This is a genomic window from Polynucleobacter rarus (assembly GCF_003072505.1).
GTDB lineage: Bacteria > Pseudomonadota > Gammaproteobacteria > Burkholderiales > Burkholderiaceae > Polynucleobacter > Polynucleobacter rarus.
This window is the reverse complement of record NZ_NTGB01000001.1, coordinates 618,661-631,894: the sequence shown is the minus strand read 5'-3', so window position 1 is coordinate 631,894 and position 13,234 is coordinate 618,661. Positions and strand designations below refer to the sequence as shown.

Here is a 13,234-nt window from a genome sequence, read left to right as displayed (position 1 = left end):
GATTTAGACTTAAGCAGCTGCGCCAATAACCTTGACGTTGACTTCAACTACGACGTCAGTGTGAAGTGCAATCGCTACTGGGTATTCACCAACCGCTTTTAATGGACCATTCGGAAGACGAACAGCACCTTTTTCGATTGTGAAACCTTTGCTGATTAATACTGCAGCAATATCGTGGTTAGTAACTGAGCCGAAGAGACGACCATCAACACCAGCTTTTTGGCTGATTTCGATAATCTGACCGGCTAATTTTTCACCAACAGCTTGTGACTGTGCGAGTTTTTCAGCAGCAACTTTTTCTAACTCTGCACGACGTGCTTCGAAATCAGCAATCGCTGATTCAGTAGCGCGACGAGCCATACGTTGTGGAATTAAGAAGTTACGTGCAAAACCATCTTTAACACGAACTACATCACCTAGATTGCCTAAATTGGCTACTTTTTCAAGAAGAATGACTTGCATGAATATTTCTCCAATTAGTTTTTATGTTGATCAGTAAACGGCAAGAACGCTAAGAAACGTGCGCGCTTGATTGCTGTATCTAACTGACGCTGATACTTTGCTTTCGTACCAGTTAGACGAGCTGGGGTAATTTTACCGTTTTCGCCAACGAAATCTTTTAATGTTTCGACATCTTTATAGTCGATTTGATCAACGTTTGCTACAGTAAAACGGCAAAAACGCTTACGCTTAAACAGCGGGTTTTGTGCCGGCTTTTTCTTAAAATCTACATTTTTTTTGCCAAAGGCCATGATATTTCCTTAATGTATTAAGTATTAATGTTAGTTATATGAAAGACAAGTGCTTTACGATTAAATCCCATCTGCGCCATAAACCCTGTTGCATCAACTAACTGCCCTATTTCTAATTGGTCTAGAACTTCTACAACTTGTCCTACTCCAATTGCCATCAAACTCATTTCCACTTTTCGCACCATATTTGCTTCTAAGGCGGTACCGGAATGTTGTAACTCACATTTCAATACTGCTTGTCCTGCTGGTGTATATCGAATAGCTTCTTTTGAACTGAGGCGAGCTGTTAATCTGAAAGAATTAATGTTCAGACTCGGGTCAATCATTAAGCAGCAGGTGCCTCCACTTGCTGAGTTTTGCGAGATTCTTCACGCTGAACTTCTTTCATCATGATGGAAGGTTCAGTTTCAGCTTTTTTCATTTGAATAATCAAATGACGTAAAACAGCGTCGTTAAATTTAAATGCATGCTCGAGCTCAGACAAAGTCGCCTGATCACACTCAATATTCATACATACATAATGGGCTTTGGCTAATTTGTTGATTAGGTAAGCCATTTGGCGACGGCCCCAATCTTCAACACGATGTACTTTACCGTTAGCAGCAGTTAAAGTTGCTTTGTAACGATCAATCATCGCGGGCACTTGCTCGCTTTGGTCCGGATGGACGATAAATACGATTTCATAATGACGCATCAAACACTCCTTATGGTAATAGCTACCTGGGCGTCCAAGCCTTAAAAGAGACTTGTCAGTGTAGCAAGGGTGACAACTAAAAACTTCACTCAAAGAGAAAAAACTCATTTCGTAAAGGGTAGCCTTAGATTGTATCAAATAATTGCCCTAAATCCAAGTCCTTCTTACTCAGACATGCATAGAGAAATAATTGCAAAGCAATTCTCGCTTTAGCTGGGGAGAAGTTTCTGGCAGCAATTGTGCCTAAAAATTGATCACTGACCGGCACTTCTGGACGTATATCACCCAAAAGTGTCCGAGAGGCTCTGATCATGGGAATCTTCTGCTCTTTTGCTTCTAAAATGCTCGCAATTAAATTTTGGTGAACATTACCCTGCCCAGTACCAGCCAATACAACCCCCTCAACTCCTTGATTGATTAGCCACCTTAATAAATCTGGTCGAGCTCCTGAATGACTTGTTAGTATCTCCACCCAAGGCCAAGATTCGCCCTTTTTTGGAAAATCTAAAGCAAATTCAGTGCTCTTTATTGGTATAGACATTGACTCAGAACTTAAATTAGGACTATCCATGACTGGGGCATTGATTTGATTAGAGCTTCTTTTGAGGTAATCTTTAGCGAAAACCACCTTACCTGCAAAGGTCCCGTAAACTCCACCATCTAATTGAAGGCTAGGCTCCAAGGAAGCTCCTAAAAATGCCGCTAGTTCTACAGCCTTAGATAAATTTTGTGGCCCATCCGCGAAAGGTGCATTCGATGGCAACATAGCGCCGGTTAATACCACCGCCTTGGAAAGCTTCCTTGCCAATTCGGAACAGACCAAATGCAAAAAGATACCGCTCTCTTCGATTGTATCCGTACCGTGCGTGATGACGATGCCATCACAATTGGGGTTTTGAAGGGCTTGGCGAACAGCTTCTCCAAGTTCAGACAGTAAATCCTCAGTTAAATCAGCACTATTAATATTGGCGAGTTGTAAGGTTTCTAAATGAACTTGGTCGCTGAGTAGAATCGGTAAGCTATTTTTTAAGAGGTCCGCAATACTCAGTTGACCTGCAGCGTAATGTAAAGGATCAAGATCAGGATTGGGGGCTACACCTGCAATCGTGCCGCCCATGCCAATGATTAAAATATTTTTCAACGTTATTATCTCCTCGACCATCCAGCAACCTCAAAAACACACTCTTCTAGGTTATTGATTTTATATCTCAGCACTCACTTTAAACTGGAAAAACGGTATCTCCATAGAAAACAAGGTGAAACTGTTGCATTGACTAGAAAAACTGTATAAAATGACACCATGTATATAACAACAGAGAAAGTCGCCTATTATGAGTGATTTACCTAAATTAACCCCAAGGCAAGCTGAAATATTAAAGTTGGTGGAAGATTCAATTCGTGAATTCGGAGCCCCGCCAACTCGCTCTGAAATTGCCCAACAATTTGGCTTTGCCTCTGCCAATGCCGCCGAAGAGCATTTAAAAGCCCTAGCTAAAAAAGGTTATTTAGAACTTAGTCCCGGTACATCTCGTGGCATCCGTTTATCCGAGCACCTCAGAAAAGCAGCAAAACAATTAATACTACCCTCCCAAGCTTTTGCGCAGTTGACACTCCCTTTAATTGGTCGTGTTGCAGCAGGTTCGCCAATCCTAGCAGTTGAACATGTTGAAAAACAAATTCCAGTTGATCCCTCTTTATTTTCACAAGGAGCTGATTACTTACTCAAAGTCCGTGGGATGAGTATGCGCGATGCTGGCATCTTAGATGGCGACTACTTAGCTGTAAAAAAAGCCCATGAAGCACGCAACGGCGATATCGTCGTAGCCAGAATTGAAGACGAAGTCACCGTCAAACGTTGGCTCAAACTAAAAACGGCACAAGGTCCACAAATTCAATTAATAGCTGAAAATCCAGACTTTGAACCGATTATTGTTAACTCCGGTGTAGATTTTGCAATTGAGGGTCTCGCCGTTGGTTTAATTCGGCCAAACGGTTTATAGCAGATAAGCTAAATCTGGTTTTAAGAGTGTAATTTTAAGCCTAAGTTTTCTCCATGGGAAATTCGCGACCAACAATTTAGACGGATTGAAGAGACTTTTCGTCGTAAATGACGATATACCGTTCTGTTCTTTTACCTCTTTTAATTTATTAACCAATTTCCTAAAGAGTTCAATTATTCGATAGTAGAAATAAAAAATAAATTTCATTTAAGTTGTATTCTTTTTACCTAACGTGTGCGTTATTGAGATAGAAGTATTTTTTATCTGATCGAAATTCGATTAATAAAAATATTTTTAATTTTGCGTAAGTAATATGCACGATGAGTAGTCATAATAGAAAGTGTTTAAAGATTTAATTTAAGAACAACATCAATGGATTGGAGTCAAATGAAAAAAATACAACTACTTATACTATCCCTCGTAACCATTATCTCAATTGGTAATGCTAATGCATATGGTTATGGTCACTGGCATGGTGGTTGGGGTCCACGTTTTGGGATTGGTGTCAATTTAGGTCCCTACCCCTACTATGGCCCTATTTATCCTTACCCTTATTATGGACCTGTAGCTGTGCCAGCAAATCCTGCTCCAGTAATTATTCAAGAACAAGCTCCAACATATATTCAACCTGCTCAAGCGTCGAATAATTGGTATTTCTGTGAAAGCAAAAACACCTATTATCCCTATGTCAAAGAATGCGCTGAAGGGTGGAAAACAGTTCCATCTCAACCGCAGCCTCAAAGGCCTAATTGAAAATTATCATTGGAAGCTTTAAAGTAGAAAGGTAAAACTGCCAACGATTACTTCGCTAGCAAAGTATCGCTACGAGCTGACTACTGACATTGTCGAAGGGAAGGTGTTTGAACTGTTTTGAAACAGATTAAACGCCGTAACAAGACCCTTAAGGTTAAGTAGTACCGAAGTAGTGTTATTAACGTAAGAGGATTTTGATACTTGAATGGTTTTTGTGCTGGATCAACACAGTAAGGTCTTAATGCCTTGCACCGAAAAGCGGGCTAGATTACTTCTAGAGCGCAATCGTGCTGGCATCCATCGTTTATATGCGATGGTCCTTCGAGTGCGCGATCGTTTAGCTCAAAACTGCAAGGTGGCTATTCGGGAATCAGGTGGTTTTAACAACAGCACCAACGCTGGTGTGATTCAAGGTGTATCGTATCGATACTGCAAGGTAGTTCAACGCGCAGATGGCTATGGATACTTGTTCAACCAAGATAGCTTACTCAGTCGAGACAAGGGGCTTGTACAACAAGCCGCGCTATCCCTCCCCGGCATGAATGCCGAGGTATCTCGCGCATGATGATGAATAAAACAATTTTGACTATCGCATTAATTGCTACACTAACTGCCTGCGCAACAAAGCCACCTGGGCCAAGTGTTGCAGTAATGCCTGGCGCTGGTAAACCTTTTGATGTCTTCAGATTTGAAGATTATGAATGTCGTCAATTTGCAGATTCTTCAGTGGGTACTGATCCAAACAAATCTGCTGCAACAGATACAGCTAAAACTGCCGCAGTAGGTGCAGCCCTCGGTGCAGTTGCTGGTGTCTTGATGGGTGACAGCGGTAGATCTGCAGCTACAGGTGCAGGGATTGGTCTGGTCGGTGGCGCGATCGCTGGCTCAGGTGCTGGCTCAAGATCTTCAGATGATGTGCAACGTCGCTATGACATTGCCTATCAACAATGTATGTATAGCAAAGGGAATCAAATACCTGGTTACAGAAGTCAACCACAGAGCAAGGCTCCAGTACCGATGAATCCACCACCGCCGCCACCTGGATATACCCCTCGCTAAGTACTCAGTAATAATCAATCACTCCAAAAACAGCATCCACACGGTCTATACCTTGTGGATGTTATTTTTTTAGACAGCGTATTGTCAGCTGAATCTTGATGGAAAAAACATCACTATCCCTCGGAAAGAGGAAGATAACAACTTAAACTCACTTTAAAACAAGCAAAGTCTGCCGAAATAACCTACAATTGGGCACTAATTATGGGCGATCCTAAACTACCTTTCTCAATACCATCAGCACCGTCCCTGAATTCTTACCCTAAATACTGGGCAGAATGTTATGGTCGCGCCCCATTCTTTCCGATGAGTCGTAAAGAAATGGATGATCTAGGTTGGGATAGTTGTGACATCATCATCGTTACTGGTGATGCATATGTTGATCACCCTAGCTTCGGTATGGCTATTATTGGTCGTTTACTCGAATCACAAGGTTTTCGTGTGGGGATTATTTCTCAACCAGCTTGGCAGTCCGCTGATCCTTTTAAAATTCTGGGTGAGCCAAATCTCTATTTCGGAGTCACTGCCGGCAATATGGATTCGATGATCAATGGCTATACGGCCGATCATAAAATTCGCAGAGATGACGCTTATACAGCCGGTGGTGAGGGTGGCAAACGTCCTGATCGTTGCTCTCTCGTATACGCTCAACGTTGCCAAGAGGCTTATCCAGGTGTGCCGATTGTGATGGGTGGTATTGAAGCCTCTCTTCGTCGTATTGCTCACTATGATTATTGGCAAGATAAAGTTCGTCGCTCGATTTTAGTTGATGCTAAAGCGGATATTTTGTTGTATGGCAATGCAGAGAGAGCCTTAGTTGAAATTAGCCATCGTTTAGCGAATGGTGAAGCGATTAGTGATATTACGGACGTTCGCGGTACTGCTTTTATTCGCAGAAGCTCAGCCAAAGGATATTTGGAAATTGACTCTACCGAGGTGGATGAACCCGGTAAGATTGATCCGCCAATTAATCCGTATTTAATGCCAGATGAACAGGCAGCAGCGCAAGGTGAAACCTGCGCCAAGGAAGATGCTAATCTTGCCAGTAGTATTAATGCAGAAGCGCCAGCACCTGCTATGACCAAGCCTGTTTTTACGCCGGTACAGATTACTTTATCTTCTAAACAACGTTTAACCAGAGATACCACTGTAATTCGTCTGCCGAGTTATGAGGCAGTTAAAAGAGATCCTGTTCTATACGCACATGCAAGTCGTATTTTGCATTTAGAAACCAATCCTGGTAATGCACGCGCTCTCGTGCAACAGCATGGTGATGGTCCCTCCAAGCGCGATGTCTGGTTGAATCCACCACCGATTCCGCTGACGACAGAAGAGATGGACTTTGTCTTTGACCAACCCTATGCTCGCGCACCGCACCCTAGTTATGGCGATGCCAAAATTCCCGCATGGGAAATGATTCGTTTTTCAGTCAATATTATGCGTGGCTGTTTTGGTGGCTGTACTTTCTGTTCAATTACAGAACATGAAGGTCGTATTATTCAGAACCGCTCTTCTGATTCGATTATTCGTGAGATTGAAGATATTCGGGATAAAGTCCCTGGTTTTACTGGTGTCATTTCTGACTTAGGTGGACCAACAGCGAACATGTACCGGATTGCTTGTAAGTCCAAAGAGATTGAGGCGCATTGCCGTAAACCTTCTTGCGTTTACCCAGATGTCTGCCCTAATTTAAATACCGACCACACGCCACTTATTCAGCTTTATCGTCGTGCCCGCACCCTTAAAGGTGTGAAGAAGATTTTAATCAGTTCAGGCTTAAGATATGACTTGGCGGTTAAAGCCCCAGCTTATATTAAAGAACTCGTCACGCATCACGTTGGTGGTTATCTCAAGATTGCTCCGGAGCATACCGAAGGTGGCCCGCTATCAAAGATGATGAAACCAGGTATTGGTAGTTATGACCGCTTTAAAGAGTTATTTGATAAATACTCAAAAGAAGCCGGTAAAGAACAGTATCTCATCCCCTACTTTATTGCTGCCCATCCAGGTACCAGTGATGAAGATATGATGCATCTCGCGATGTGGCTCAAGAAAAATGGCTTTAGAGCCGATCAAGTACAAACCTTTTATCCGTCCCCGATGGCAACCGCTACAGCGATGTATCACACGAGTAAAAATCCTTTGCGTAAAGTCACCAAAGACAGTGAAGTGGTTGATATTGTGCGCGGTGAAAAACGTCGTCGTCTGCACAAAGCGTTCTTACGTTATCACGATGCCAATAATTGGCCGCTACTACGTGAGGCTTTGAAAAAAATGGGTCGGGCAGATTTAATTGGGAATGGAAAACATCATCTCATTCCAAACTATCAGCCGCAAACGGATGGTAGCTATCAAAGTGCTAGACGTAAAAACTCCTCTACTGCCAGTACAGTGAGTTCAGCAGCTAATCCGCGTGTACCAGCGAGAGTGACTACCAAGCTCGTGAATAATCCACGTGACTTTACTTTGCCTGAAAATAACATTAGTTCTAAACCAGCAAGGCCTGGAATAAAAAGTCAGGGACGACCTGGTTTGGCCAGCAAGACTGCCAATCCAACTAGGTCCAGCTCAGCAAGAACCACGGTAGGAAGAACAAACTCTCCTGTTAAAGGTCAAATTTTGACGCAGCATACCGGTTTGCCTCCAAGATCGACTAGACCTAGCAAAAAAATTAAATAAACCAAGAATTAAAGGCTCCCCATGTCTGATGCTATTTCTACGCCCTTTCCCGGTGAAGCCATGGATAAACTTTTACAAGCTTACTATTTGCAGTACCCTGCAGAAAAAGTAGTCCTAGAACCTTTATGCGCATTTATTGCGACTGCAACGGATCCTTTTGTACGAAGTAACCTACCCGGTCACATCACCGGTAGCGGCTTCGTTATTCAAGGTGAGGAAATGTTACTCATTCATCATCGCTACATTAAAGAGTGGTTCCAACCTGGTGGTCATGTTGACCCCGGAGAAAACCCACTACAAACTGCCCTGCGTGAAATTGAAGAAGAAACTGGATGGCATACGACGGCTAGACCAACGAATATCAATCCGCTTGTACCGATTGATATTGATGCGCATTTAATACCAGCAAATCCCATTAAAAATGAACCGGAACATTGGCATATTGATTTTGCTTATTTATTAGATCCTGTTGAACTGCGCGCTGCGTCGGATTTAGAGCAGAACAAATGGTTTGCAATGAATGATCTGACTGCCACAAGGCTGGCACGGGTCATCAAAAAATATCGAGCAATTAAGTAATTTTTGTAAAAGAGTGAACACTCTCGTCTTTTAACTGGACGCCAGACAATTGCTTTTCAAAAGCATTACATAAAAGATAATACAGTTTGAGTGCTGCCTGCTCATCTGGCAAACCTTCAGGTCGAACATTAGAAATACAATTTCGACCGGAGTCTAGGTTGCCCACTTTCGGCTCATAAGTCATATAAATACCCAAACTATCCGGCGAACTCAATCCAGGTCTTTCACCAATTAAGATCACTACCATCTTCGCTTTGAAGATACTGGCAATTTCATCACCCAAAGCAACTCTAGCTTGCTCAGCAATGACAATCGGCGCTATTTTGAAACCTTTTGATTCTACTAAAGGTAAAAATGCCTTTAAAAAAGCTTGCGTTCTTTTTTCAATCGCTAAGGGAGATAGGCCGTCTCCCACCACAATCAATAAATCAAAAGTTTGATTATTGTTGACAATAAATGACTCCAACTCCAGCTTGGATTGTTCACTAAGTTTTCTTCCAAAGTCTGGTCTTTGTAAATACGTTACGCGGTCCTTTGCGGCACTTTTCACAGACAACAAATCGTAATTTAACTGGCTTAATTCTTGTTTAAATTGGGTAAAGTTCATTTGATAATGCACAGCGTCTCGAGCTAGCGCGTGATCCAACTGGAAGGCAAGTTGAGCATGTGTTGGCAAACTCGTTCCTACTCGACCGAGCGCAATTCTGGCATTGGTAAATTGCTTTAAATCCTGCCAATCATCCCGATGCACGAGGGCACGAGGATCCTCTATCGCTTCAATATCATTAGACTCCTGAGAAGGATCGAAGGTACTCATGGCTTCAGATTACTTTCCATTTAATTTCAAAATGTCTCTCAAACCAACAGAGATTTGCTTATTCAATCGAGTGGTATTAGTTGGATCAACAATTCTCATTTTTTCTAACCAAGCTTCAAACTCCGGTGCAGGTTTTAAACCTAACACTTTTCGTGCATATAAAGCATCATGAAAAGAGGTAGTTTGGTAATTCAGCATAATGTCATCTGAGCCTGCTACACCCATGATGTAATTGACTCCAGCCACCGACAACAAAGTTAAGAGTGTATCCACATCATTTTGATCGGCTTCGGTGTGATTCGTATAACAAATATCGCAGCCCATCGGTAAGCCTAATAATTTTCCACAAAAATGATCTTCTAATCCTGCTCGAATAATCTGTTTTCCATCATATAAATATTCAGGACCAATAAATCCAACGACGGTATTGACCAGCAAGGGCGCAAAAGCTCTAGCTACTCCATAGGCTCTGACCTCACAGGTCTGTTGATCCACCGAGGCATGAGAATTAGACGATAAAGCACTGCCCTGGCCGGTTTCGAAGTACATCACATTCTGTCCAACTGTTCCTCTTTTTAAGGAGAGGGCTGCGTCCTGTCCCTCTTTGAGTAAAGCGAGATTAATGCCAAAACCTTGATTTGCAGCCTGTGTTCCCGCAATTGATTGAAACACTAAGTCAACCGGTGCTCCTTGGTTAATGGCGGCAATAGTACTGGTGATATGGGTTAGAACACAAGATTGTGTGGGGATTTCAAACTTACTAATTACCCCATCTAATAAATGATTCAGTAAGCTGATCGTGGCAGTATTATCAGTGGCAGGATTAATGCCAATCACCGCATCACCACTGGCATACATCAAACCATCAATGATGGCAGCAGAGATGCCAATTGGATCATCCGTCGAATGATTCGGTTGTAAGCGCGTTGAGAGTCGACCTCGTAAGCCAATCGTATTTCTAAACCGCGAGATAATTTCACATTTTTGAGCGACTAAAATCAAATCTTGGTTACGCATAATTTTAGAAACAGCCGAGACCATTTCAGGGGTGAGTCCTTTTGAAACACTGGCAATCAGATCTCCGTTTGTCTCATCCGCTAAAAGCCAATTTCTAAAATCACCCACGGTTAAATGACTAATCAATTGAAAGGCGCTTTGATCATGACTATCAATAATCAAACGCGTCACCTCATCGTCTTCGTAAGGGATCACTGCTTCATTTAAGAAATGTTTGAGTGGTAAATCAGCTAAAGCGAGCTGTGCCGCGACTCTTTCCGTATCTCCAATAGCTGCAATGCCAGCGAGACAATCACCTGAGCGCAAGGGAGTTGCTTTTGCAAGCAACACTTTAAGACTATCAAATTGAAATGTCTGAAATCCTACAGAACTGGTGAACAAGAGCTTCGATTCCTAGAAATGAATGATCGAACAATATTTTTGTAATGCAATCCATCTTACCCTAAATTAGTTCTGCTAAGAGATGACAATATTTCGACAACATCGTCTTTTGCCAATATCTTATTAGGCAAATAAAAAGCTCCCGATGACAAGACGAGTCTCACACGGGAGCTTTTGTTGGGATGAAAAAAGTAAACCTAAAGTAAAAACACGGCTCTAGCTTACTAGTTTGATTTAAGCAGGTAAACCTGTTTCAATCGGTAACGCTGGATCTCTTGACCACTCATTCCATGAACCAAAATACATCTTGACGTTCGCAAAACCTGCTTGTTTAAGGGCTAAGTAGGTGTTAGAAGCTCTTGCACCTTTAAAGCAATAAAGAATGATTTCATCGCTAGATTTGATACCAGCTGTTTGACATTCTGCTTTGACTTCATCAGGGCTCTTAAATACTGGACCTGTTCCTGAAGGCTTCATAAAACGATACCACTCCAACCATTTAGCACCTGGTAAGCGACCTTTTCTTGGCGCAAAATCTTTGCCATAAGGGGAGGAACTATCACCGATCCACTCATCTACATCTCTTACATCCATGAGAACAGCTTGGCTGCCAAGTTTTTGTTTCACATCTTCGAGTGTCACCATCACATCACTGCCTGCAGTACTGATTGGAAATACTGCTGGAGTTGGTGTTGGCACTTCAGTAGTAGTAGCAAGACCAGCAGCTTTCCATGCTGATAAGCCACCATTGAGTACCTGAATCTTCGGATAACCTAACCATGTCAATAAAAAGTAGCCACGGCAAGATTGGCCATAGCCACTGTTCATGGAGTCTTCATAAAATACGGCGGTTTCTTCGCCAGATAGACCGATCGCACCTAATTGACTGGAGAAAGATTCTTTTAAATCTTGTAAGCCTTCGGTCGTTGAAGTTGCGAGAAAGGTAAAGATTTCACGCAGATTTACGGCCCCTGGAATATGCTCAGCTGCATAAGTATCCGCATCTCTCGTGTCAATAATGACCATTGGGACTTCAGTCATTTGTGTTGATAAATCTGCTGGAGAAACTAAAATTGGTAATGCCATCATGTTTGCCATACGATTTCCCTTATTGAAATTAAAAAAAAATAAACTAACCTAAATCTAATAAAGCACTCACTTGGTTTTTTGACCATTGAGCCATTTGCCATTTGGAGTTGAACTGCTCCGCTTTTGCTTTTGAAATACGCCACTCACCTTGTCTCTCAATCACGCCCTCAAGACGCATTGGCAGGGAACTAGTTTTAATACGGATCGGTAAAGTATTTGTAGTAAACACAATGGATTGATCACCTGCAATCTGATTTGCAATCACTTGTGCTTGTCGTAGAATCGGTTCGATATACCGACTCACTTTACCGTCAACGCTAATGCAATCTCCGAGGGCAAAGATATTCTCAACATTCGTTTTTAAAGTTTGTGGGTCTACCGAGATACCCTGATTCCATTCAATACCCGCTGACTTAGCCAGTGAACTATCGGGCTGTAAACCCATGCATAGCACGATTTCATCCACTTTTAGAGATAGGCCTGATTGCATCGATAAGACTTTCTTACCATCTTGGTGAGACATCTGTTCAATTTGCTGCTCACCGTAAAATTGAATATTTAATGCTTGCCAAGACTTCATCAGTGCTTCTGATGCGGCTTCTGGGATCAAGTGTGCCAGGGGTCTTTGGGCTGCATCAAGTAAAGCAATCTGATGCCCTGCTAAAGCCAAATCATTCGCTAACTCACAACCAATGAGACCTGCGCCAATGATAGCGATTTGGGACTTTTTACCGTCGAGGGTTTTACGTAACTCACGATAGGTACTTAAGTGATTTACATGCCAACAATCTTGGGCGGATAAAAGGGGATGACGAATTGGTTTAGCACCATGAGCGATGACTAAATACTTATATTTAAAAACCCCTTTGGTCGTTCTTAATTGTTGATTATGATGTGAGATATGAACTGCATGAGTAGAGGCAAACAGTTTCACACCAAGTTGCTTCGCTGCTTGCTCACCAGTCTGTAACACCATCCGATCCATCTGAATCTTTTTTAACAGCGCGTTCGAAAGTTGAGGCTTTTCGTAAAGTTCTCCATTACAACCGGTCACTATCGAAATAGATAAATCATCACTCTGCGCTCTGATTGCCTTTGCAACTTCCCATCCCGCTTTGCCAGCACCAATGATCAAGACATCACTATAGTTACTTCTTGAAAAGTTAGTCTGATCTGCACTTTGATTCTTAGTAAATTGTTTTTTATCCAATACTACATGCAACACAAAGTCAGCTTTGGTCACACCACATAAAGGACAGAACCAATCTTCCGGAATATCTTCAAAACGAGTTCCTGGCGCAAGACCACTATCAGGATCGCCGTCCTCTTCCTTGTAAAGGAGTCCGCAGGCTTTACAGATATAAGTTAGCCAGTCAGTCTTGCTTGCGGTTACAGCGGAGTTCATGTTTATGCTTTA

15 protein-coding genes are annotated in these 13,234 nt (G+C 42.3%); 6 read left to right on the top strand and 9 right to left on the bottom strand.

Annotated features, from left to right (window positions below; all coding sequences use genetic code 11):
- Nucleotides 1-9 precede the first annotated feature (9 nt).
- The 5 genes from rplI to AOC35_RS02920 form a co-directional block, all read right to left on the bottom strand.
- Nucleotides 10-462: a 50S ribosomal protein L9 gene (rplI, locus tag AOC35_RS02940; protein WP_108645699.1), complete on the bottom strand. Its 453-nt coding sequence runs from the start codon at nucleotides 460-462 to the stop codon at nucleotides 10-12.
- A 14-nt stretch (nucleotides 463-476) separates the two neighbouring features.
- The gene (gene rpsR, locus AOC35_RS02935; protein ID WP_108645698.1) at nucleotides 477-752 is read right to left on the bottom strand and encodes a 30S ribosomal protein S18; all 276 of its coding nucleotides are present in this window, start codon (nucleotides 750-752) and stop codon (nucleotides 477-479) included.
- Nucleotides 753-769: 17 nt separating this feature from the next.
- A complete protein-coding gene (gene priB, locus AOC35_RS02930) occupies nucleotides 770-1,078 on the bottom strand; it encodes a primosomal replication protein N (RefSeq protein ID WP_108645697.1) in 309 nt (102 codons plus the stop codon).
- Nucleotides 1,078-1,446, bottom strand: a complete 369-nt coding sequence (gene rpsF, locus AOC35_RS02925) for a 30S ribosomal protein S6 (protein ID WP_108645696.1) — start codon at nucleotides 1,444-1,446, stop codon at nucleotides 1,078-1,080. The genes priB and rpsF overlap by 1 nt, the downstream gene beginning before the upstream one ends.
- A 124-nt stretch (nucleotides 1,447-1,570) precedes the next feature.
- The gene (locus tag AOC35_RS02920; protein ID WP_159077457.1) at nucleotides 1,571-2,587 is read right to left on the bottom strand and encodes an asparaginase; all 1,017 of its coding nucleotides are present in this window, start codon (nucleotides 2,585-2,587) and stop codon (nucleotides 1,571-1,573) included.
- 190 nt (nucleotides 2,588-2,777) lie between these two features.
- Here AOC35_RS02920 and lexA point away from each other — a divergent pair, with 190 nt between their 5' ends.
- From lexA to AOC35_RS02885, 6 genes are all read left to right on the top strand, one after another.
- On the top strand, nucleotides 2,778-3,446 hold the full coding sequence (gene lexA / locus AOC35_RS02915; RefSeq protein ID WP_108645694.1) for a transcriptional repressor LexA: 669 nt from the start codon (nucleotides 2,778-2,780) through the stop codon (nucleotides 3,444-3,446).
- A gap of 387 nt (nucleotides 3,447-3,833) precedes the next feature.
- Nucleotides 3,834-4,199 (top strand): hypothetical protein, encoded by a 366-nt coding sequence (locus tag AOC35_RS02905; RefSeq protein WP_108645692.1) that lies wholly within the window; start codon nucleotides 3,834-3,836, stop codon nucleotides 4,197-4,199.
- A gap of 205 nt (nucleotides 4,200-4,404) precedes the next feature.
- Nucleotides 4,405-4,764 carry an RRXRR domain-containing protein gene (locus AOC35_RS02900; protein ID WP_108645691.1) on the top strand — a complete coding sequence of 120 codons (360 nt, stop codon included), beginning with the start codon at nucleotides 4,405-4,407 and terminating at the stop codon, nucleotides 4,762-4,764.
- Nucleotides 4,764-5,258 carry a YMGG-like glycine zipper-containing protein gene (locus tag AOC35_RS02895; protein WP_245898404.1) on the top strand — a complete coding sequence of 165 codons (495 nt, stop codon included), beginning with the start codon at nucleotides 4,764-4,766 and terminating at the stop codon, nucleotides 5,256-5,258. The genes AOC35_RS02900 and AOC35_RS02895 overlap by 1 nt, the downstream gene beginning before the upstream one ends.
- 201 nt (nucleotides 5,259-5,459) lie before the next feature.
- A complete protein-coding gene (locus AOC35_RS02890; protein ID WP_108645690.1) occupies nucleotides 5,460-7,934 on the top strand; it encodes a YgiQ family radical SAM protein in 2,475 nt (824 codons plus the stop codon).
- A gap of 21 nt (nucleotides 7,935-7,955) precedes the next feature.
- Complete coding sequence (locus AOC35_RS02885) at nucleotides 7,956-8,513, top strand: NUDIX hydrolase (protein ID WP_108645689.1); 558 nt, start codon at nucleotides 7,956-7,958, stop codon at nucleotides 8,511-8,513.
- Here AOC35_RS02885 and eutC read toward each other — a convergent pair.
- From eutC to AOC35_RS02865, 4 genes are all read right to left on the bottom strand, one after another.
- Nucleotides 8,506-9,330 (bottom strand): ethanolamine ammonia-lyase subunit EutC, encoded by an 825-nt coding sequence (eutC, locus tag AOC35_RS02880; RefSeq protein WP_108645688.1) that lies wholly within the window; start codon nucleotides 9,328-9,330, stop codon nucleotides 8,506-8,508. The two genes, AOC35_RS02885 and eutC, sit on opposite strands and share 8 nt — an antisense overlap.
- Nucleotides 9,331-9,339: 9 nt before the next feature.
- Entirely contained in the window at nucleotides 9,340-10,728 is a 1,389-nt protein-coding gene (locus tag AOC35_RS02875; RefSeq protein ID WP_108645687.1) for an ethanolamine ammonia-lyase subunit EutB, read from the bottom strand.
- Nucleotides 10,729-10,962: 234 nt separating this feature from the next.
- Complete coding sequence (locus AOC35_RS02870; protein ID WP_425440620.1) at nucleotides 10,963-11,826, bottom strand: sulfurtransferase; 864 nt, start codon at nucleotides 11,824-11,826, stop codon at nucleotides 10,963-10,965.
- Between the two features lie 34 nt (nucleotides 11,827-11,860).
- Complete coding sequence (locus tag AOC35_RS02865; protein WP_108645686.1) at nucleotides 11,861-13,222, bottom strand: FAD-dependent oxidoreductase; 1,362 nt, start codon at nucleotides 13,220-13,222, stop codon at nucleotides 11,861-11,863.
- Nucleotides 13,223-13,234 lie beyond the last annotated feature (12 nt).